Source organism: Micromonospora sp. WMMD1102 (genome assembly GCF_029626265.1).
In the GTDB taxonomy this organism is placed as follows: domain Bacteria; phylum Actinomycetota; class Actinomycetes; order Mycobacteriales; family Micromonosporaceae; genus Plantactinospora.
In genome coordinates this window covers 1-21,268 of the sequence record NZ_JARUBN010000008.1, presented here as the reverse complement: position 1 = coordinate 21,268, position 21,268 = coordinate 1, and the positions used below count along the sequence as shown (strand labels likewise).

General features: G+C 67.3%; 20 protein-coding genes. 8 read left to right on the top strand and 12 right to left on the bottom strand.

The window, feature by feature from the left end; translation table 11 throughout:
* A partial coding sequence (locus O7626_RS41405; protein WP_278066758.1) for a GntR family transcriptional regulator occupies window positions 1-141 on the bottom strand: 141 nt, incomplete at its 3' end.
* A gap of 61 nt (window positions 142-202) precedes the next feature.
* Complete coding sequence (locus tag O7626_RS41400) at window positions 203-442, bottom strand: hypothetical protein (protein ID WP_278065245.1); 240 nt, start codon at window positions 440-442, stop codon at window positions 203-205.
* A gap of 1,019 nt (window positions 443-1,461) precedes the next feature.
* Here O7626_RS41400 and O7626_RS41395 point away from each other — a divergent pair.
* Window positions 1,462-2,223, top strand: coding sequence for a GntR family transcriptional regulator (locus O7626_RS41395; protein ID WP_278065246.1), 762 nt, complete (start codon window positions 1,462-1,464; stop codon window positions 2,221-2,223).
* Window positions 2,224-2,247: 24 nt separating this feature from the next.
* On the opposite strand, the gene O7626_RS41390 is transcribed toward O7626_RS41395, so the two are convergent.
* The 4 genes from O7626_RS41390 to O7626_RS41375 all read right to left on the bottom strand — a co-directional run bounded on the left by O7626_RS41390 (window position 2,248) and on the right by O7626_RS41375 (window position 8,744).
* Window positions 2,248-2,862, bottom strand: coding sequence for a hypothetical protein (locus O7626_RS41390; RefSeq protein WP_278065247.1), 615 nt, complete (start codon window positions 2,860-2,862; stop codon window positions 2,248-2,250).
* 86 nt (window positions 2,863-2,948) lie between these two features.
* Window positions 2,949-4,001 carry a DUF262 domain-containing protein gene (locus tag O7626_RS41385; protein WP_278065248.1) on the bottom strand — a complete coding sequence of 351 codons (1,053 nt, stop codon included), beginning with the start codon at window positions 3,999-4,001 and terminating at the stop codon, window positions 2,949-2,951.
* 3,046 nt (window positions 4,002-7,047) lie between these two features.
* Complete coding sequence (locus O7626_RS41380) at window positions 7,048-7,242, bottom strand: hypothetical protein (RefSeq protein WP_278065249.1); 195 nt, start codon at window positions 7,240-7,242, stop codon at window positions 7,048-7,050.
* Window positions 7,243-7,631: 389 nt separating this feature from the next.
* Entirely contained in the window at window positions 7,632-8,744 is a 1,113-nt protein-coding gene (locus O7626_RS41375) for an ISAs1 family transposase (protein ID WP_278060713.1), read from the bottom strand.
* Window positions 8,745-9,596: 852 nt separating this feature from the next.
* Here O7626_RS41375 and O7626_RS41370 point away from each other — a divergent pair.
* A complete protein-coding gene (locus tag O7626_RS41370) occupies window positions 9,597-9,959 on the top strand; it encodes a transposase (RefSeq protein WP_278065250.1) in 363 nt (120 codons plus the stop codon).
* A 451-nt stretch (window positions 9,960-10,410) separates the two neighbouring features.
* Here O7626_RS41370 and O7626_RS41365 read toward each other — a convergent pair whose 3' ends face one another.
* Window positions 10,411-10,842: a leucine-rich repeat domain-containing protein gene (locus O7626_RS41365; RefSeq protein ID WP_278065251.1), complete on the bottom strand. Its 432-nt coding sequence runs from the start codon at window positions 10,840-10,842 to the stop codon at window positions 10,411-10,413.
* 340 nt (window positions 10,843-11,182) lie between these two features.
* On the opposite strand from O7626_RS41365, the gene O7626_RS41360 reads away from it, so the two are divergent.
* From O7626_RS41360 to O7626_RS41350, 3 genes are all read left to right on the top strand, one after another.
* Window positions 11,183-11,542 carry a hypothetical protein gene (locus O7626_RS41360; protein ID WP_278065252.1) on the top strand — a complete coding sequence of 120 codons (360 nt, stop codon included), beginning with the start codon at window positions 11,183-11,185 and terminating at the stop codon, window positions 11,540-11,542.
* A gap of 180 nt (window positions 11,543-11,722) precedes the next feature.
* Window positions 11,723-12,130, top strand: a complete 408-nt coding sequence (locus O7626_RS41355; RefSeq protein WP_278065253.1) for an AraC family transcriptional regulator — start codon at window positions 11,723-11,725, stop codon at window positions 12,128-12,130.
* Window positions 12,131-12,204: 74 nt separating this feature from the next.
* Window positions 12,205-12,615: a VOC family protein gene (locus O7626_RS41350; protein ID WP_278065254.1), complete on the top strand. Its 411-nt coding sequence runs from the start codon at window positions 12,205-12,207 to the stop codon at window positions 12,613-12,615.
* Window positions 12,616-12,679: 64 nt separating this feature from the next.
* Here O7626_RS41350 and O7626_RS41345 read toward each other — a convergent pair whose 3' ends face one another.
* Window positions 12,680-13,981, bottom strand: a complete 1,302-nt coding sequence (locus O7626_RS41345; RefSeq protein WP_278065255.1) for a D-alanyl-D-alanine carboxypeptidase — start codon at window positions 13,979-13,981, stop codon at window positions 12,680-12,682.
* Between the two features lie 254 nt (window positions 13,982-14,235).
* Here O7626_RS41345 and O7626_RS41340 point away from each other — a divergent pair, with 254 nt between their 5' ends.
* Together O7626_RS41340 and O7626_RS41335 are read left to right on the top strand one after the other, a co-directional pair.
* Window positions 14,236-14,601 carry a YciI family protein gene (locus O7626_RS41340; RefSeq protein WP_278065256.1) on the top strand — a complete coding sequence of 122 codons (366 nt, stop codon included), beginning with the start codon at window positions 14,236-14,238 and terminating at the stop codon, window positions 14,599-14,601.
* Window positions 14,602-14,626: 25 nt separating this feature from the next.
* Entirely contained in the window at window positions 14,627-15,886 is a 1,260-nt protein-coding gene (locus O7626_RS41335) for a sigma-70 family RNA polymerase sigma factor (protein WP_278065257.1), read from the top strand.
* Window positions 15,887-15,932: 46 nt separating this feature from the next.
* Here the strand turns inward: O7626_RS41335 and O7626_RS41330 are convergent, their stop codons facing one another.
* The 4 genes from O7626_RS41330 to O7626_RS41315 form a co-directional block, all read right to left on the bottom strand.
* Window positions 15,933-16,688, bottom strand: a complete 756-nt coding sequence (locus tag O7626_RS41330; protein ID WP_278065258.1) for a LytTR family DNA-binding domain-containing protein — start codon at window positions 16,686-16,688, stop codon at window positions 15,933-15,935.
* Between the two features lie 10 nt (window positions 16,689-16,698).
* Entirely contained in the window at window positions 16,699-17,919 is a 1,221-nt protein-coding gene (locus O7626_RS41325) for a histidine kinase (protein WP_278065259.1), read from the bottom strand.
* A gap of 101 nt (window positions 17,920-18,020) precedes the next feature.
* On the bottom strand, window positions 18,021-19,589 hold the full coding sequence (locus O7626_RS41320; protein ID WP_278065260.1) for a sugar transferase: 1,569 nt from the start codon (window positions 19,587-19,589) through the stop codon (window positions 18,021-18,023).
* 405 nt (window positions 19,590-19,994) lie between these two features.
* Window positions 19,995-20,867: a DNA-formamidopyrimidine glycosylase family protein gene (locus O7626_RS41315; RefSeq protein ID WP_278065261.1), complete on the bottom strand. Its 873-nt coding sequence runs from the start codon at window positions 20,865-20,867 to the stop codon at window positions 19,995-19,997.
* A gap of 84 nt (window positions 20,868-20,951) precedes the next feature.
* On the opposite strand from O7626_RS41315, the gene O7626_RS41310 reads away from it, so the two are divergent.
* Window positions 20,952-21,268 (top strand): glycosyltransferase (locus O7626_RS41310; protein ID WP_347404889.1); only part of this gene is annotated, 317 nt, incomplete at its 3' end.

Genomic DNA, 21,268 nt, shown 5'->3' with positions numbered 1-21,268 from the left:
GGTCCGGGACAGGCCGGAGGAGTCGGCCAACTCCGTCTCGCTCGGCATGGCCGTACCCCGGGGAAGTTCGCCGCTCTCGATCCGGGCGCGCAGATCCTCCGCAAGCTGGAGGTAGCGCGGACGCCAGTCACGAGAGTTCACGGCGCTTACGCTACCGCCTAGACGTTGATACGTCTGCCGGGCCGTCGACCTGTCGCGCCGGTCAGTCACCGCCCTCGTCCCCAAGCAGCGGATCTTCTCGGAGCTGCCAGGCCCCGACCGGATGCGGCAAGTGGATGATCTCGGCGAGGATGCGGCCGGTCTGCGCGAACGTGAGCAGCACGGTTTCGGTAGACCCGTAGCGCGTGACGTCGACCTTCAACAGCGGAGCGTGCGCGGCGCCGCGATCGGCGACGAGTTGGACGCTGAGCCAGCCGCTGCCCTCCCGGCCGACGGTCGCCATCCGGCTACGGTGCCTCGTGTCCGCGGCCAGGCAGCCCTGACACCAGACGGGGCACGCGTCACGCCGCAGGTCCCTCGTCCACGGCAACCCTGCGGCGTTGTGGTCACTCCCGGCCATCGTCGTCTGCCCGTGGTGGAGTGAATCCGGCCTGGTGCAGCAGCTCGTCCAGGTGCCGAGCGAGGCGCCATACCTCGGCCAGCCGAAGCACTGCCCCGCCGGATCCCCGCCACCGGCCGACAGCATGAAGCCCGATCATTGGCTGACCTGCCTGCCCGGCGAACAGGTACACGACGACGCTGCCACCGCCGCGCCGGTCGCCGAAACTCCGTACCGGACCCTTGTGATGGCGAAGCGGGTGCTGCGTCTGCGGCGGCACCACGAACTCACACCGCTGAGGCACACACCACGGCGGATGTGCTACCTCGGGCCGCTGCCGAGGCGCCCTGCTCACCGGGACCACCTCCCGCCACGTCCCCGGAACTCCTGCCCGAGCGTCAACAGCGGCACATCCCGCCAACAGACGTACTCACGCGTTCGAGCCGTAGCCCAGGACGGCACAGCGGGCCGAGGAGTCGCGTAGGCCACGACTCGGCGTGTGGACGGCGCCGACCTTGGCCGTCGACTGTGGCGCCCAGGCGACCGCCAGAACGCGAGCCAGACAGGTAAGCGAACACGGCGCATCACGACCTCCTTGCAGGGTGATTGAGAGAGCCGGTGGCCGGCTTCCTGGCGGAGGCTGGACCGGCCACCGGCCCGATGACGGCACGGCGCACCGCCCGGAGAGCGGCGTCGGGTATCGCCGTGCCCAGCTCAGGCACACGCGGGATCGCGTCGAACCACTGCTCGGCGCGGCAATGCACTTTGGATGCGCGGCCGAGGTGACGGCATGCCAACCCCTTGCCAGACCAGCTACCCCGACCGCACATCAGAAAGGTACCTACAACCAGGCAGCTTGTCTATACATCCATGAAGGCTATGGATGGCTGCCGAGAACACGGCAGACAGGTACGGTGATGCCCGTGCCAACCCCGCACAGACAACCCCGGTACCGCGCCATCGCCGACGAACTCCGACGCCGCATCGCCGCAGGCGCCATACCAGCTGGTGCCCTCATCCCCTCCGAGAGCGCGCTAACGGCCGAGTTCCACGTCGCTCGCGGGACTATCCGCGAAGCCATCAACGTGATCCGCAGTGAGGGCCTGGTCGTGACCGAACACGGCCGAGGCACCTACGCCCGCCCCGACCTCCCTGTACGGCGACTTGCGTACGACCGTTACCAGATAAAGACCCATGACGTAGCTCTGCCCGGTCAGTTGGCCACCACGAGCGGAGTCGACAAAGACGACCAGGTCGACGCGCAGCACCAGGAGATACCCGCCACTCCTAAACTTGCTCAACTGTTCGGCGTCGAACCCGGAAGGATGCTGCTGGAGCGCCGTCTACTCACCAGCGCTCACGCTGTACCCCAACAGCTGACCACATCTTACTATTTGCTCGATATGGTCGCCGGCACTACGGTATTTGACCCTAGCCGCGAACCTTGGCCTGGCGGACACGTTGCGCAGCTACGGCTCCTTGGCGTTATCGTGACCAAGATTCAAGAGCTTGTGCGGACACGTATGCCTACGGGTGAGGAGGCTGACGCACTCCGATTACCGCCGGGGGCACCGATCATCGCCGTAACCCGCCGAACGATGGCGGATGTAAGAGTTGTTGAAGTTGCTTGTGAAATGGCGTTTTCTGCCGATAGAACCGAGCTGGAATACGAGATCTACGCCTAATCTATAGTAGCTCTGCACTTGGCGTCAGGGGGTTGACAATAATTGCAGACGAGCCATCTTATCAAGCCAGTCGCAGAGATGTAGCTGGACATGGTCAAGAAGTAGGCCCAGCGACCGTGTTGTCTCGCGTAACTGGACATAGGTCTTCATGCGACCAACTGCAACGGGATCTTGCTCCCAGTGTGCAATGGAGTTCCGCTTTGCCTGTATCTCCTTGAGGAGAAGTAGATCCTTCGGGTCGTTGCGCCATTCCCCCGGAAGATCAAGTAATTCCCATAGCGCAGAGAACTGCCTCTCGTTGACTGTCTTTCCGTCGGCGAGTTTGAGATCGTCAGAGAAGTCGCTGATCAACCTCTCGTCGCCCGAGTGAAGCGAGATGCTTCGGAGCAACTTTGCTCGAGACGAGAATGATGCTACGTTTTGTTCCGCACAACGCCTAAACTCGACGGCTTCAAGAATTGCGAGCAAACCCATCGGAAGTCGCTTACGCGGGACTCGCAGGGCGCAGAGATCGGACGAAAGCGCTGCGGGGAGGTCCCTCATCAACTGCTCTAGAATCCCTGCGCAGACGACAAACGTGAGTGCACGATTCATCGCCGCAACACCGTCGGCATCAAATTGGTCCTGGATGAGATTCACTCGGGCTTGGTCTAGAGCCTGTAGTCGCCGATCTTCGCGAGCGATCAGCCGTGACGCCTCTTCGAAGATAGTCTCTATCGCGTAGGTCATCTTGGGCTAAAGAGTTCTTCTGCGCGATTCACGCGGCCGATCACGCTTCTTCTTGCATTGGTGCCCGTTCTGACGAACTCCAACATCTCTGGGTCGTTGAGCCAGTCGCCCTCCGGCCGTATCGGCACCTTTCCCGCCCTGAATACGCGAGCGATCCCCACGAGTACTGCTTCAAGGTGGTTAAGCGGTGTTACCTTGGTTCCTGATCGGAGGAACGGCCCGTTGACGATGGCTCCCAAGAAATCAACGCACTTGTGGAACTCCTGTCGCCGTGCCTCGGTGTCGGTGATATTAGTATGCTTCTTCATGTATTCGTTTAGAAAGCCCGTGACACTTCCTTGGAAGCTTTCCACGTCATCGAGATACGCGAAGAATTTGAGAACCATCTCTGCTGCAGTTCCATTCCTCTTGTCGACTTCTTTGAGCTTGAGCAGTCTCGTGTACGGCTCGTATTCGGCCAAATTTTCGACTAAAGTATTCAGTGTACCTCGATATACGCACGCCCTGACTTCCTGCCCGGATAGCTCCACTGCTCCTTGGTTTAGACGACGGAACAGCTCAAATCGCACGTCCAAGTCTGATTTGTCACTCAGCACTTGGATACGAAGATAGCGGCGCTCAAACATGAGCTTTATGGGGCGGGGAAGATCTTCGTACGATACGCCTTGAAAACCCTCGAGAGTCTTAAGTCCGGTCAATCGAAGCGGCCGTTGCGAGAAGTGCAGAAGGTCGGACTCGGGCGCGTCAATGGCCATGAATCTCAGGAGAGTGCAAATCCTTTGTAAGCCATCGACAACCTCCCAAGTCCCATCACCATTCGTGGCTACGAAGATTGCTGGGACGGGCAACCCAAGCAAAAAGGACTCAACCAGCGCAGACTGCAATTGATCATTCCAGCGGAATTGCCGCTGGAACTCTGGCGCAATCCGGACCTCCCTCTCCTCAACCATCCTGGCCAGCTCCCGTAAGGATAGGTCGAAGAAGTCCACGTCAACTGCTTGCCGGTGCTCTGCAAGCTCCGCTTGTAGGACCGAGTGGTCGATCGCCATAGTTCATGTTCTACCAGACGTGGCTGTTGCGCGGTATAGCCCGTGAGGTTAGAAGGCGGAGTAGGACGTCGACTGCCAAAGCACCATCAGGTACGGTGTGTCGTCAGCGGCTGGTTAGGTCTATTACTGCTTCCGCAGCGTTACCACTGTTTCTGACACCGGCCCTTTCTGATATTGGCGCGCGGATTTGTTTAAAGAAACGAGCGATCTGTTGACCTCAAATGGTACTTCCTCAACTAGATCCCAACCACGACGCTCCGCCTCCTCTTTGCAGATTGCCCCCAAGTGGATGGGTAACTCTTTATAGTAGGAATCTTGCACTACGAGCGTCATTATTGCACCGGCAACACAAACCCGCGATATCTCATCGAGGCTGCACGTGAGGTCGTCGAAGTACTGGCGGGCTTGCTTGAGGTAGTAGCCGTTCGATGCTCGGCTAGCGTGTGCGCTAATCTGCTCGAGCAGGCTGGATGCGACTGTACCGAGCGGTAGGCTGTCGGGCGTATTAGTTCGTATGAGGGTAGTGCCCATGAGTTCGGACCGAATCTCCCTATCCTCAAAAACGTTTACTCCTACCAGTGCAAATTCCCTTGCGTAGGCGATCGCGTAGTCAATCCGGGTTAGATACGGTGGCGAAGTCAATACTCTCCCCACACAGCTATCGGACAGCGGGAGGCTGCGAGACGAGCCTGTGGCGAGCACTACGGGCCCCGATGCATCTACTCGTTGTGGTAACCGATCCGCGATTCGCGATCGCTCGTTACGGACGAGCCCATCTAGCACGTCCAGTGGTACAGCTACTCTTGGCCGGTTTGGCCCCGTTCTGCGAATCCAAGTCGGGTTTGACCCCTGGAAACTGCCAGTGAGGGCGCGTACTACGTTGAAGAGTGACACGTAGGTTAAAGCGGACTGAGATTGTGGCAGTGATTCTGAATACCGCGTCCAATCCCGAAGCCTTGAGGCAGTCTCCGACTCGAACCATGAGAGCAAAGGGTCGGAGGGATCTAAGTCTCTGCTGCCGGGAGGCGAATCACCCTCAGAGATACTAACGGCTCCCGATCTTAGCCGAAGCTGCGCGACAACATTCGCTACCGGATTTCGATCAACCCCTACCGACGCCAGCCCTATAAGACGTGCTGCTAGCGTAGTCGTCCCGCTTCCGTTCCATGGGTCTAGGATTGGCTCTTCGACTCGAATCGGGTGTCTTCTTAGTTCCCGGCAGGCCCACTCAAAGGAAAAGCCAGCATAGTAGGGGAAGATATCTGCAAGTCCGGACTTCTCGACCCGTGGCCGCTTTGGAGACAGTGATGTCTTGCCGGGAACGGAGGAAGCGGCATCAACCTGGAAGAGCGGTGCTTGGTTCGCCGTCTCGCCCTTCGTCTGCGCTGACACCTGGTTCCTCGCTTCGTTTGGGTACCGCTGGTCAAGCTCATACGTTAGCTGCCGCCCATGATCGTTGTCTCGCGCCTCTCGGTTCCTTCATTTGCGGCAGCCGGTTGTCTAGGGGGGTGTGGCGGGTTCAACCGGTTGACCAGGCCAGAAGCCAGGGAGGCGCCACCAGATCGAGGGTGCTTCGAAGGGCACCGTGCCATCGCCCAGTCCGCCTGCCCCCTGGGCTTGGACCACTGCAACTCGTGTGCTGCCGAATCCGGCTGTACCTGATCAAGAGCGCCGCTGCGCGGCGCCGCGCCGGGGCGGCAGGCCGCCCGGCGGAGCACCGCCCCGGACCGCTTCGCGGCCGGGGCGGGAAGCCCCCGAACCCTGGCGGGAACCGCCCCCGCGCCCCCGACTGGCTGCCAGACGGTCACCACAACTCGTCAATCTTGGCGACGTCTGCCCTGAATCGACGGGCGTCCCGTGATGGCAGTACGGAAGCCGCAGCTTCAAGGATCTGACGAACCTCTCGCAGGTCCGGGCAACACTCCAAGATGCCACAGCCGTACTGGGGGTCCCACAGCCGGTGCCACGGGTCCTGGACGAAGTCCGCCCACGCCCGAAGCGCCCGCGCGACGGCACCTTCCGTGAAACGGGAGCGTTCCAGGTATGCGATGGCTTGGAGCCCTCGGTATGAGAGGCCGGCTACGCGAAACGTAAGGCCGTCCAGCTGTCGGGCACGAAGCTTGGAAGCTCGCACCTGCCTCGGGCGCCTACGCGGCATGACCCTTCTGGATGATCTGCATACCTCGACAATCCCACAGCCTCGCGGCGGTACGGAAGCCGGCAGGGCTGGCCGCCGTCGAGGTTGGGGCTTCCGGCTGCCGCGCCAGTCCACACCCCGGACTGGCTTGCCACCGAGCGCCCCGGGTCACTGCCCGTCGTGGGCGTCCAGGCGTACCGGGCCGTCGCCCGTGCCCCCTACGTGCCCGTAGCGCCGGGAAGCCACGGGGAACGACGGTCACCTGCGGGCACCGTGACCAGGAGTGCGGCCCGTTGACCTTGGCTCGGATCGGCGCCTCAGCGAGTTCCCAAGCTGACAGTGCGGGTTCGATTCCCGTCACCCGCTCCAACAACGAAGGCCCTGGTCAGGACATCAGTCCCAGCCAGGGCCTTCGATATTCAGGATCCATACTCACGTCGTGCGCCATGAGCACCGGTACACCTGGGCGTCGGCCCTGTCGTCGTCCGTGCTAGCGACGACCGACCGTGAATGCTGCTACATACTCTTGTTCTGCAAACGTCATGCGCCACTCGTAGCGACCCGGCGCGAGGGGAAGGGATGGGACGTTGAAAGCGAAAGAAGCATCAAGCATTGTGCCAGGGGCCAACCCGGGTGGTCGCCCGACCTCGACGCCGGCCTCGGTTGCAATGGAGGCTTCACCGTCTGCTGTAGGGACCTTGACTGGCCGCCCATCCGAGTCCAGTAGCTGTAGCTTGAGGGGGAGGCGCTGGTTTGCCCGATCCCATGGGATCTTGATCAGGACTGCAACGGCATGGGGCGCGGTGGGGGAGGACGTAACGGACCAACCTGCCCCCAGCATGTGGACTTTGCCAGACTCAGCCTGCGCAGCGTCGCAGAGGATGAGCTGCGCTTCGACGGGTGAAGCCATCAGTGGGCGGGTAACTCTCGCGTCGACTTGTTGGTCAGGTTGCTGATGATCTGCTCCACCCGTCCCGGTAGCTTCAGGTACGAGGTGTTTGACCAGGTCGGCCGCCCTGTGACGCCCTTCTCGCCCCGGTTGAACGCCTCTATGATCTTGTCTACCGGCTCGTCAGCCTCATAGAACTCGTCGTTGCTGGCCATGGGGTCATCATCCCTTCTCCTGGTGTGGCTGGCTAGCTATCAACAAAGTAAGCGCTGCCTAGGTTCCAAACGTCCCCAATCGGGTCATCGGATGGATATAGGACAACCAGGGCGCGTCTTCCTCGAAGCTCGACCTGGATGATCGCTCGCTCCCCACGATGTTCATCGATGTCCCAGCTGTACGTCAACCCGGCAACGCAGACCACGGCGTCCCGTACCTCGTCGCAGGTCAGTTGATGTTTGGCCGCAATCTTCTCCGCGGTTCGCCAGCTGATGTTGAGCACTGCCACCCAGACGGCACGCCGAGCCATCGTCACCACCGTGAATCTCGCGAGAGGCTTAGGGTAGATATCTCAGTGTTCTGGCCGCTACTGGCTGTTGGGTCAGGGTCATTGCGTTCTGGGGTAGCTGCTGGTCATTGCAGTGATGAGGTCGTGCGGGCGACGGTCGGCGCGTCTGGTGGCGCGGGCGATGTTGGTATCGCCGTTGGTGCGGTGGTAACTGGCCGCGGTGTTACGTAGCGTCGCCATGATTGCGGGGCCGGTGCCGGTTCTGGCTTGGTGGAGGTCTTCACGGAACGTGACGTCGCGGACATGATGGACCTGATTCTCGATCAGCCACTCGTTTCGGGCCCAGGACTGCAGGTCCGCGGGTTGGGCGTGCTCGGCGGGGAGGGAGATGGTGTAGTAGGCGGTTTCCCTGGTGGTCTTGCCCTTGAGGGTGCGGGTGCGGGTGATCCGGACGGCCTGCTCGGCGTGAGGGAACAGCAGACCGCCGGGGGTGGCTACGGTGAGCGCCTTGACCGTGCGGGTCTCCCGCCGGCCGTGACCGGTTTCGCGGCGTCGGTCACCCACCGGGACCTGGGCCCAGGGCAAGGCCTTGAGCTGGGCAAACACGGTCGGCTGGTTACCTTTGACCGGGATGAGCAGGTCGGCGCCGCGAGCGGCGACCTCGGTCGCGTGGCTGGTCTGTGTATGGAGGGCGTCGGCCACGAAGATGAGGCCGTCCAGGCTACCCAGAACCTGTTCGACCGCGTCCAGCAGTGGGGTGAACGCGGGGATTTCGTTGCTTTTCGCGGCCACGGTGACCTGAGCGAGCACGATGCCGGTGCTGGTGTCCAGCGCGGACAGCAGGTGGACCCGGCTGCCATCGGCGCGGCGGGCGCCGCGCATGGTCTTGCCGTCGATGGCGATGACGATCCGGTACCGCCGAGGTCGGGGCGTGACCGGAGGCGGGACGCGGGTACGCAGCCAGTCGGCGAGCACGGTGGCCAGCAGGTCAGCGTCCAACCTGGTCAGCAGCCGCCAGATCGTGGTCGCGGCCGGGACGGCGCGGATGAACCCGAGCCGGGCCCTGGCGAGGTCATCGAGGTCGTGCAGCCAGTCCGCGATGGCCGCGAACGATGATGCGCCGGCGGTCACGGCGCACACCGCGACGGTCAGTAGCCCGACGAGCGGGTAACGCGCCCCACGCGGGGACCGGGGGTCCGCGATGGTGGCCAACGAGTGCTGGAGCCCAGCTTCTTCACCCTCGGTGACAAGGCGCGGTGGCGAGTCGGTGGGGGTGCGAACTGCGGACAGTACCTGAATCGGGCATGCTGACATCGCGGGTGAGGTCCTCAAGGTGTCCGGGAGCGTCGAGAACTCCATGATCACCTACAGGCCTCACCCGCCTTCCTCAACCCCGCAAGGGTCCGCCCACCCCGGGAATCCCCAGTTCAACGGCCACTCGACCAAACACGCAATAGCCCTGCTGTTGGGTGGATAGGTCGGGCCGATACTCGCCTTTGATGGCCCGCATGACTATTGATACAGGTGAACCGAGCTGAGGAGGCTGCGCTGTAACGGCAGCCGAGGAAACCCCATGGATAAGATCAACTGGTATCCGCAAAGCGACGCCAGCACCGATGGCTATCGACTTCCACGCCTCGCGCGTGAGGTCGACCAAGCGCTCATGTCGACGGCGTGCCATTAACGTGCCATTGGGCCAGGACAGCGGAGGCCGTCCGGGGCCGCTAGATGATCGCCGTGACCAGGGCGCCAGTTGGTCAGGCGGCCTACCTTCGACACTTCCCAAGCTGACAGTGCGGGTTCGATTCCCGTCACCCGCTCCAACCGAAAGGCCCTGGTCAGGACATCAGTCCCAGCCAGGGCCTCTGATATGCTCCGAGCCGCGATCATGCTTTGGGCCATCCACGGGCCATTAGCGCCGCCGGGCCACCGCGCCGGCCATCCCGTCGTCCGGGTCGTCGCCGCGCCGCTTGCCCCTGCCCGCCTTCTTCGGCCCGTCGCCCTTTTTCGAGGTGTCGCTCTTCTTCGGCTTGCCGCCCTTGCCTCGGACCGCTCACGCTGGACTTGCCGTACGCGGTTCAGGCGCTGCGGATCCGACGCCGCCGGTACAACGCGGCCACCGGCCACTGGTCCACCGTCACCGTGTACGCAATCACCAGCCTTACCGCAGCTCAGGCCAGCCCTGCCGACGTGGCCGACTGGCTACGCGGACACTGGGCCATCGAGGTACTTCACCATGTTCGCGACACCACCTACCGCGAGGACGCCAGCCGGCTGCGGACGGGCAACGCATCCCGCGCCCTAGCCACCCTCCGCAACACCGCAATCAGCCTTCTCCGCCTGGACGGCGTCACCTCGATCGCGCCAGCCCTCCGCCGAAACGGCCGAGACCCGTACCGATCCCTACGACTCCTTGGACTTGTCTAAAACGGGCATATCTCGACCTTGCGAAAGCCCTGGATCGGTCTGAGAGTGGTGGAGGTTCGTCGCTGGCGGCCGGCCACGCCGTGCCCGAGCGACGCGGCGCAGAAAAGGGCACGCCGGGTCCGCGCAGCGGGTTTCGGCCGTCGGGGCCGGGGTGGCCGGCGCGATTGTGCCGGGCTGCTCCTCCAAGCTCAAGGGCGCTACGTATCGCAAGCGACGGCCCTGCGGGCCGCACTTGACCTCAGAGCCTCTGCGACCCTTGGGCAGGAGTCGTGGGCAGGCCGATGGCCTGCCCTTACATGGAGCGCGCCGTCACCCCCGTCCCCGACTCGTCGCCGTTCACCAGGAAGTCAAGGTCCGCTTGACGTGGCAAGCCGGGCGGCGGCCCGCTTCCACGTTTGGGCGGGTCGATGGCAGACGGGATGGCCAAAGGGTGGTCTCGCTTTGCGGCGGTTCAGAACCAGGGGAGCTGATCGCTGAGGTCGGTGAGGTTGCCTAGGGCGCCGGGCAGCGCGGTGAGCTGGTTGCCGTGCAGGTAGAGCCCGGTGAGGTTGGTGAGGTTGCCCAGTGTGTCGGGCAGCGCGGTGAGCTGGTTGCTGGTCAGGTGGAGCTTGGTGAGGTTGGTGAGGTTGCCCAGTGTGTCGGGCAGCGCGGTGAGCTGGTTGCTGGTCAGGTGGAGCTTGGTGAGGTTGGTGAGGTTGCCCAGTGTGTCGGGCAGCGCGGTGAGCTGGTTGTGGGCCAGGTAGAGGTTGGTGAGGTTGGTGAGGTTGCCCAGTGTGTCGGGCAGCGCGGTGAGCTCGTTGTCGTACAGGTGGAGCTCGGTGAGGTTGGTGAGGTTGCCCAGCGTCTCGGGCAGGAACGCCAATTCAAGCTCAGCAAGATTCAACGAAGAGGCACCGCGACGCAGTGCTTTCTGAATCCGATCGTCGACCTTCGAAGCCACGCGATCAACCTCCAGTACGTCCGATTACCGCTACCTCGGGAACCACAAACAGACGTTGGCGCCAGGATTACTCGAATAGCCGGCGCCAGACGATACCGCAGCCCGGAAGGCCCGACTGACAGCAGTCGGGTCGGACGGTGGCGTGTTGACGAGCGCTGGCATGGACGAAGTTCGGAGCGTGCAGCCGTTCCCGGCGTGTGCGGACGCGATGCGCGGAGCTTGTAAGCGAGACGTCGAGACACGTCCTTCGCCTTCTGCCTGGTGTGAACTGATGTTTGGACCGGTGCTTTGGACCGGTGTGATCCGCGCGCATCCCGGAATGGCGGCCACGAACCTGCTGCGCCCGGCCGGCGAACGCCCCTGGATCGAGGCGCTCCAGCGGAGAGTCGTCAACCTGCTTTCGCAGAGCGAGGAGGACGGGGCGCTGCCCACCCTCTACGCGGCGGTGGCGGACATCCCGGGCAACAGCTACGCCGGCCCGACCGGCTTCCTGCAGACGCGCGGTGGGGCCAGGCTGGTTGGCCGCTCCGCAGCTGCCCGCGACGACGCCCTCGCACGGCGCCTGTGGACGGCCTCCGAGCAGCTCACCGGGGTCACCTTCCCGCTGACCGGCAGCATCAGGAACGCTGGAGCACCGCTGTAGGGACAGCCCTACCCGTACTCGGCCCGCTGGCGGTAGTGACCCAGCGGACCCTGAACTGATGTTCGGCTGGCGCAGCTCTACCTACAGCAGCGGCTCAGCCGGCGCCCGGTGGTGGCGGTGCTCGGCACCGGGCTGATCTGGGGCGTCTGACGCGGCGGGACGCCGTGGTGTGATGGAAGTGTGAGTCGGGCCGCTGAGGAGAACAACCGCCGGATGCTTCGGGCCCGGGACGCGATGGACCGGGCGTACGCGCAGCCGCTGGACGTACCGGCGCTGGCCCGGATCGCGCACGTCTCGGAGGCGCACTTCACGCGTACCTTCCGGGCGACGTTCGGCGAGACGCCGCACCGCTACCTCCAGCGGCGTCGGGTCGAGCGGGCGATGTTCCTGCTCCGGGAGACCGACCGCAGTGTCACCGACATCTGCTTCGGTGTCGGTTTCGGCAGCCTCGGCACCTTCAGCCGTACCTTCCGGGAGATCGTCGGCAGCTCCCCGAGGGAGTACCGGAAGGAGCGCCCGGCAGCGCCCCCGAACGTGCCGAACTGTTTCACGATGGCCTGGACGAGACCCACCGTCGATCTGCGCTGAGCTGCGGATACGGCACAGCAGACTGAGCAGTTTCGGATAAGTTCTCGGCCCGGCCGATCCGTAGCGTGATGGGCATGTTCAACGCCATCACGCACTCGCAGATTTTCGTCCTCGACCAGGACGAGGCCCTTGACTTCTACGTCGGCAAGCTCGGCCTGGAGGTCAATACCGACACCGATCTCGGTTTCATGCGCTGGTTGACCGTCAACGTCCCCGGCGACCCGGAGCGGCAGATCCTGCTGACGACGCCGGGGCCGCCGGCCCTGTCCGAGGAGACGGCGCAGCAGGTACGCGAGCTGCTGACGAAGGGCGCGACCGGTGGCTGGTTGATCTTCAGTACGGACGACTGCCGGAAGACGTACGAGACGCTGCTCGGCAAGGGTGTCGAGTTCACCGAGGAGCCGACCGAGCGGCCGTACGGTATCGACTGCGGCCTGCGCGACCCGTTCGGCAACAGCATCCGGTTTACCCAGCCGACGTCCTGAACCCGCTACCGCTGCGGGGCCCGGTCGGGACGGCACGAACGTCCGACCGGGCCCCGAGCCCCGCTCAGCGGTGCTGCCGGATCCGGTCCCAGTCGCTCGGCGGTTCGAGGCGTACCCCGGAGCGGAGTGTGCCGGTGACCGGCGCACCGTGGCCGGCGACCGCGGTGATCGAGCCGTGTTCGGTCTCCGCCGCAAGCCGGTCCGGTACGGCCGGGATGTCGACGTCCAGCCGTACCCGCATGCCGGGCCAGCCGACCACGGACAGCTCCTTCCCGGCGTGGATCGTGGTGCCGGTGCCGAGCGGGCCCTGCACGGTGGCGACCTGGTCGCCGACCTTGACGACCGGATGCACGGTGAGCGCGGCGGCGGCGGTCCGGACCAGCGGGCGGGTCGCCTTGAAGACCCGGTCGAGCTGCACCGGGGTGTTCGCGCCGGGCTGGCCGAGCACGGCACCGACGATGGTGATCTTCCGACCGCCGACCCTGGTGACGGCGGCGAAGACGAGACAGCCGCCGGCCTCGTCGGTGGAGCCGGTCTTGATCCCCACCACGCCGTCCCGGCCGACCAGCGAGTTGTAGTTCTTCACCTCGCCGGCGACCGGCAGGGTGGCCTTCTTCTGCGCGACGATCTCCGCGAACGCCGGCAGTTCCATCGCCTTGCGGGCCAGGATCACCTGGTCGACGGCGGTGCTCACGGTGCCCGGGTCGAGCCCGGACGGGTCGGTGTAGCGGGTGTCCTTCATCCCGAGCGCGTCGGCGGTGTCGTTCATCTTCTCGACGAACGCCTCGACGCTGCCGGCGTCCCAGGCGGCGAGGATCCGGGCCATGTTGTTCGCCGACGGCAGCAGCACCGCCTGGAGCGCCTGGCGTTCGGTGAAGACCGCGCCCGCGACGACCGGCACCAGGGACTCGCCCCGGGCCAGCTCCGCCGGGTACGCGGCGGCCTGTGCCGCGCTGACCGTCAGCTTCGGCCCGTGCTCGCCCCGGTCGAGCGGGTGCTCGGTGAGGATGACGTACGCGGTCATCACCTTGGTCACGCTGGCGATCGGCACCGGCTCGTTCCCGCCGGAGGTGCCGAACGAGCCGACCCCCTCGACCGAGAGCGCGGCCTGCCCGGTCCTTGGCCACGGCACCACCGGCGCCTTGCCGGGAATCCTCGTCGCCTCCGGCAGGGTACGCGTGACGGCCGCCGTGGGCAGCGGGGTGCGCAGCGGCGCGATCGCGTAGAGCGTGGCACCGGCCAGCAGCACGATCAGCATCCCGATGGCCAGCAGCCAGTAGCCGCGGGCGCGACTCCGCTTCGGCGCTGGTGGCGGTGACGGTGGCGGCACAGGTTCGAGTACCTGGGTCGTCTCGGCGTCGAGCATCGGTCAGATCCCCCGTGTGGTACGCCGGCCGCGCCACGTGGCGCGGCCGGAGCGCTGATGTCGATATCGCCCGGCCGGGCTGCCGGCAGGTCCGGCGGCACGCACCCTGCGAAGTAGTGCATTGTCGCACCGTCCGGCAACCGCACCGCCGATCGTGGCTGGCCGGCGATGTCGAGGACGCGGCGCCGGCTCCGTCCGTAGGGTGACGGCGTGCCGACCGGGTACGGCAGGACGAGCGAGGCGGAGGATCCGAGATGAAGTACCTGCTGCTGATCTACGGCAACCAGGAGAAGTGGGACTCGATCCCGGCGGAGTCGTGGCCGGAGGAGATCGCCAAGCAGGACGCGTTCAACAGGCGCTACCACGAGACCGGTGAACTGCTCGGCGGGTACGGGCTGGCCGACGCCGCCGCGGCCCGGCTGGTCCGGCGCGAGGGTGGCGCCCCGGCCGTCACCGACGGGCCGTACCTGGAGACCAAGGAGTACATCGCCAGCTTCTACCTGCTCGACTGCGACAGCGAGGCGCGGGCGTACGAGATCGCCGCCGACATGCCCTGGGCGGACCAGGAACCGGTCGAGGTCTGGCCGATCCTGCACGAGTCCGCCGCAGACCTGGCCTGACCGTGCACGGGAACGTCGATCACGGGTGAGCGTCGACCGGGCCGTGGAGGAGCTGCTGCGCGAGTTGGCGCCGCAGGTCCTCGGCGCGCTCGTCCGCCGGTACGGCCGGTTCGACGCGGCCGAGGACGCCACCCAGGAGGCGCTGCTCCGGGCCGCCCTGCGCTGGCCGGCCGAGGGGATTCCGGACAATCCCCGGGGCTGGCTGGTGACGGTCGCCGTGCACCGGTTGCTGGACGAGTTCCGCAGCGAGGCGTCCCGGCGGCGGCGGGAGGACGCGGTGTTCGCGGCGACCCCGCAGGCCGAGTTGCTGGGCCGGCCGGCGGACGCCGACCCGGGCACCGAGCGGGACGACTCGCTGACCCTGCTCTTCCTCTGCTGTCATCCGGCGCTGTCGCAGGCCAGCCGGATCGCGTTGACGCTGCGCGCGGTCGGCGGCCTGACCACCGGGCAGATCGCCGCCGCCTTCCTGGTGCCGGAGGCGACGATGGCGCAGCGGATCAGCCGGGCCAAGCAGATGATCCGGAGCAGCGGCCTGCCGTTCGAGCCGCCGGACGGGCCGGACCGGGCCGAGCGGCTGGGCGCGGTGCTGCACGTGCTCTACCTGGTCTTCAACGAGGGCTACACCGCGACGACCGGGCCGGAGCTGACCGCGCCGCGGCTCTCCGACGAGGCGATCCGGCTCACCCGCTGGCTGCACCGGCTGCTGCCGGAGGATCCCGAGGTGGCCGGGCTGCTCGCGCTGATGCTGCTCACCGACGCCCGGCGGCCGGCCAGGACCCGGCCGGACGGCAGCCTGGTGCCGCTGGCCGAGCAGGACCGGGGAAGTTGGGACCGGGAGCGGATCGCCGAGGGCGTCGCGCTGATCACCGAGACGCTGCCCCGGGGGCCGGTCGGGCCCTACCAGGTGCAGGCGGCGATCGCGGCGGTGCACGACGAGGCCGAGCACGTCGACAGGACCGACTGGCCGCAGATCCTCGCCCTCTACGAGCTGCTCGAACAGCTCACCGCGGCGAACCCGATGGTGACGCTGAACCGGGCGGTCGCGGTCGCCATGGTGCGCGGGCCGGCGGCCGGGCTGGAGCTGTTGGAGACCGTCGCCGCGGACAAGCGGATGGCGACCCACCACCGGCTGCTCGCCACCCGCGCCCACCTGACCGAACTCTCCGGGGACCGGGCCGGGGCGGCGGCCGGCTACCGGGCGGCGGCCCGGCGCACCGCCAGCCTGCCCGAGCGGCGCCACCTCACCGCACGAGCCGCCGAACTCGACCCCCGGCAGCACCCCTGACCGGCAGCACCTCTGACCGGCGGTACGCCCGACGCCGCCGACCTCGTCAGCGGTTCCAGTCCTGCTTGGCGGCGCGGACCAGCTTGTCCTTCAGTTCCCGGGTGTGCCGGCGACTGACCGGCAGTTCGGAGTCGTCGATCACCACCACGTACCCGGAGTTGGCGAGCCGGAGTTCGGCGATCAGTCGGAGCTGCACCAGGTACGACCGGTGGATCCGGACGAATCCCGCGTCGGCCCAGCGTTCGGCGAGGGTGGCCAGCGGCACCCGGACCAGGTGTGACCCGTCCGAGGTGTGCAGCCGGGCGTAGTCGCCCTGCGCCTCGACCCAGCGTACGGCCGAGCGGGGCAGCATCCGGGTGGTGCCGGCCAGCTCGACCGGGATCGTCGGGTCGGGTTCGGCCCGGGCCAGGGCCGCCGGATGGGCGGGTACCACCCGGGAGCCGACGACCCGGCGCAGCGACTCGGCGAGTCGTTCGGCCCGGACCGGTTTGCGGACGTAGTCGGTGGCGCCGAGGTCGAAGGCGTCGACGGCGCCGTCGTCGTACGCGGTGACGAAGACGATCGCGGGTGGCCGGGCGAACCGGCGGAGTACCCGGGCCAGCTCCATGCCGTCCAGCCCCGGCATCCGGATGTCCAGGAAGACCACGTCGACGTCGGCGTCCCGGAGCACCCGCAGCGCCTCGGTGGCGTCTCCGGCGGTGTGCAGCCGGGAGACCCGTGGATCGGCCCGCAGGTGGTACGCCAGCTCGTCGAGCGCCGGTGGCTCGTCGTCGACGGCCAGCACGCGCAGGAAACCGGTCACGGTTCAGCCCTCACGCGCTCGCCCGGACATGACGGTGGAACTTCGGTATCCGCATGCTCACCTTCGTACCCGATCCGAGGTCGGTCTCGACGACCAGGCCGAACTGGTCCCCGAAGACCGACCGGAGTCGTTCGTCCACGTTGGAGAGTCCGACGTGCTGGCCGGAGTCGTCGGCCGGGTCGGCGGCGGCGTCGGCGATCCCGGCGACCAGCACCGCCGGGTCCATCCCCACCCCGTCGTCCTCGACCGTTATGTGGCACTCTGCCCCGGCGTCCCGGGCCTCGATGCTGAGCATCCCCATCCCCGGCTTGCGGGACAGCCCGTGCCGGACCGCGTTCTCGACGAGCGGTTGCAGGCAGAGGAACGGCAGGCTGACCGGCAGCACCTCCGGGGCGATCTGGAGTTTCACCTGGAGCCGGTCGCCGAACCGGGCCCGCTCGATCGTCAGGTACCTGTCGATCGAGCGCAGTTCCTCGGCGAGCGTGGTGAACTCGCCGTGCGCCCGGAAGGAGTAGCGGGTGAACTCGGCGAACTCCAGGATCAGTTCCCGGGCCCGCTCCGGGTCGGTCCGGACGAACGAGCCGATCGCGGTCAGCGCGTTGTAGATGAAGTGTGGGCTGATCTGGGCGCGCAGGGCGCGCACCTCGGCCCGGGCCAGCCGCTCCCGGGACGAGTCGAGTTCGGCGAGGGCGAGCTGGGCGCCGGCCCAGTGTGCGGTTTCCAGGGCGGCCTGCACCAGCCCGGGGGCCGGCTGGTCGTCGGCGATCGCCACCAGCGCCGCCCCGGCCCGCCCGTCCGGGCCGGTCAGCGGGGCGATCACGGCGCCCCGGACCGGGCAGTCGACCCGGTCGCAGCGCAGGTCGGACTCGCCGAGCACCGTCGACCGGCGGGTCCGGATGGTGCCGGCGGCGGCGGCCAGCAACTGCTCGCCGTGGTGGCCGCCGCGCCCGTCGATGGCGAGCAGCCGGTCCGGCTCGGCCAGCGCGAGCCCGGCGGAGCCGACCAGGGTACGCAGATGGCGTACCGCCTTGGCCGCACCGGCCGGGGTGAGCCCGGCCCGCAGTGGCTCGGCGGCCAGCCCGGCGGTGTGCAGCACGTCGTAGGTGGCCCGCTGGGTGGCGGTGGCGATGCCCCGCCGGGCGCGCAGCCGCACGACGGCGAACAGCGCAGCCGCCAGCGCACTGATCATCGCCACCACGGCGACCGCCGTGGACAGGTCGGGCATCCCCACCCAGAGATCCTGACGGTTGGTCGGCCGGTTCGCCAAGCCACGATCCGGCCGGAATCCCCCGCCGCCCGACCCGTGGGTCCGGCTACGGCCCGGACGTACGGCTAGTAGGCGCCCTTGCGGGCCAGTACCACCCCGACGGTCCGCCACAGGATGCTCAGGTCGTACGCCAGCGACCAGTTGTCGACGTAGTAGAGGTCGAGCCGGACCGCCTCGTCCCAGGAGAGGTCGGAGCGGCCGGAGACCTGCCACAGCCCGGTGATGCCGGGCCGGACCAGCAGCCGGCGCCGGACGTCGCCGAGGAAGTCGCCGTCGTCGGCCGGGAGCGGGCGGGGGCCGACCAGGGACATCTCGCCCCGGAGCACGTTGATCAGCTGGGGCAGCTCGTCGAGTGAGCTGGCCCGGAGGAACCGCCCGGCCGGGAAGACCCGGGGATCCTCCTTGATCTTGAAGAGCATGCCGTCGGTCTCGTTCTGGTCGACCAGGCTGGCCAGCCGCTGCTCGGCGTCGACGTACATGGTCCGGAACTTCCAGACCCGGAACGTCCGGCCCTCGTGCCCCACCCGGGGTTGCCGGAAGAAGACCGGCCCGGGGTCGGAGATCCGGATCGCCACCGCGACCGCGACGAAGAGCGGGACCAGCAGCAGCAGCCCCAGCCCGGCGGCGAACCGGTCCAGCAGGTTCTTGGCCAGCAGCGCCGGGCCGGAGAGGGTCGGCTCCTCGACGTGCAGCAGCGGCAGGCCCTCGATCGGCCGGATGTGCACCCGGGGGCCGGCGATGTCGGTGAGCTGCGGCGCCACGATCAGGTCGACGCCGGAGCCTTCGAGTTGCCAGGCCAGCCGGCGCAGCTCGCCCGGCTCGGTGCTGGCCGACCCGCAGACCGCGATGGTGTCGCCGCCGACCTCCCGGACCAGCGAGAGGATGTCGCGGCCGGCGTAGACCGGGATCGGCGTCTCGATGCCCCGGGCAGCGGCGTAACCGTCGGTGAGGTGGATCGCCACCGGCACCAGCCCGGCGGCGGGCACCCGCTTGATCGCCTTGTAGACCTCCAGCGCCTCCGGCAGGGTGCCGACCAGCACGATCCGCTGGGCGGCCTGCCCGGCCCGGCGACGCACGGTGTGCAGCAGCAGCCGGGCGGTGGAACGGGCGACCAGGACCAGCAGCAGGGTGCCGAGCAGCGCGGTGCCGACGGTCCACCGGGACAGGTCGGTCTTGGTGGCGAAGGCGAGGAACGAGACGCTGGCCGCGACCGCCACGCCGGCCCGGGTGACCCGCTTGAACTCGTCGGTGCCGAGCCCGAGGTAGCGGCGGTCGTACGCGCCGTTGGCCCAGAGCACGATCAGCCAGCCGAGCGGCAACAGCAGGTAGGAGACGGTATGGAACCAGGTGGGGTCCTTGTCCGCGTCGGTGAAACCGGCCGCCGCCTGGTCGAACGACTGGATCGCGAGCCAGCTCGCCAGGACCGCCGCGCCGAAGTCGAGCAGCAGCAGGATCGCGATGTACGGCCGGTGCCAGCGGGAGACCCGCCGACGCGCCCGCGCCCACGCCGAGCGGGGGACCCCGTTCGGCTGCGGAGCGGTCGGTGGCTGGATCTCGAAGCTGTCGACGTGACGCAGAGTACTCGGTTGGCCGTTGCCTACCGGGCGTTGGAGGCTTGTCGTCACCTCACCCACGTCCTCCCGCGTGACACGTGCCGCCCCTCTGCCGTAAGGGGCTCGGGTCGCCCACCGTCTCAGTCTCTCCCCTGCCGGCCCCGATCCCGGTTCGTCCGCCAGCGCCGTCTCGTGGCGCGGCCGGACGAATCGTGATCGTCGGTGACGCCGACCCGAGGGACAGCACGCCGCCCGCCTCGCCAGCAACGAGAGCCGGACCGCCCGCAGCGGAGTCGCAGACCGGGGTCACTATACCGACGGAGCACGGTGGCGGTAGAGCCCGGCGGTTGCCGGTTTCTTGCCCAGTGGGCGGTTTCGACCCGGAGTAGGGGCCGGGATCACTCAACGTACAAGCAGTTTCGCTCAACATACAAACACAAGCACGCAACCAGCGAACCCGATCGATCAAGCGGGGCCGCCGACCGGTCAACGGACCAGCCGGGAGAGCCGGCGGTCGGCGAGCGGCTTGCCGCCGGTCTGACACTTCGGACAGTATTGCAAGCTCGAGTCGGCGAACGACACCTCACGAATCGTGTCGGCACAGACCGGACAGGGCAGCCCCGTCCGGGCGTGCACCCGCAGCCCGGCCCGCTTCTCCCCCTTCAACTCCGCCGCCCGCTGGCCGAGCGAGCGCTCCACGGCGTCCCCGAGCACCTGCCGGGTCGCCGCGTGCAGCGTCGCCAACTGCTCGTCGGTGAGCCGGTTGGTGAGCGCGAACGGCGACAGCTTCGCGGTGTGCAGGATCTCGTCCGAGTACGCGTTGCCGATCCCGGCCAGCACCTCCTGGTCGGTCAGCACGCCCTTGACCTGGCCCCGTCGACCGCGCAGCCGTTCGGCGAAGGTGGACAGCTCGGCGGCGAGCGCGTCCGGCCCGAGCCGGGCCACCCCGGGCACCTGCGCCGGATCGGTCACCAGGTACACGGCGAGCTTCTTCTGGGTACCGGCCTCGGTCAGGTCGAAACCGGACCCGTCGTCGAGTCGTACCCGCAGCGCGATCGGGCCCTTGCCCGGCTTGAGCGGCAGGCCCGAGTTGAACGACTCCCGGTAGTGCAGCCAGCCGGCCCGGGCCAGGTGCACCACCAGGTGCACGTCCGGCACACCGTCGCCGGCCAGCGTCACGTCGAGGAACTTGCCGTGCCGGCCCGCCGTCGTGACCTGCCGTCCGGCAGCCGCCGACGGCGCCGGATCGTACGTCTTCAGGGCGCTTATCGCCGCCACCTCGATCCGGTCGACCCGCCGGCCGACCGCCCGCTCGCGCAGGTAGCCGGCGAGCGCCTCCACCTCAGGTAACTCGGGCACGGGATAAACGGTAGCGTTCAATCCCGGCCACGCGCCCGACGCGCGGGACGGGAAGGACCCGATCATGGAGGAGGGGCGACCGGCGTGCAGGTGATCGTCGCGCACAACCGGTACCGCGAGGCGCAGCCGTCCGGCGAGAACACCATCGTCGACCAGGAGATCGTCCAGCTCCGGGCCGCCGGGGTGACCGTCCGTCCCTTCCTGCGGAGTTCCGACGAGATCGCGGAGTTCTCCCCGACCGCCAAGGCGCTGTTGCCGATCTCCCCGATCTACGCGCCGAAGGCGCAGCAGGAGCTGAGCCGGCTGATCACCGAGCACCGGCCGGACGTGTTGCACCTGCACAACCCGTACCCGCTGCTCTCCCCCTGGGTGGTCCGGACCGCGCACAAGCACGGGGTGCC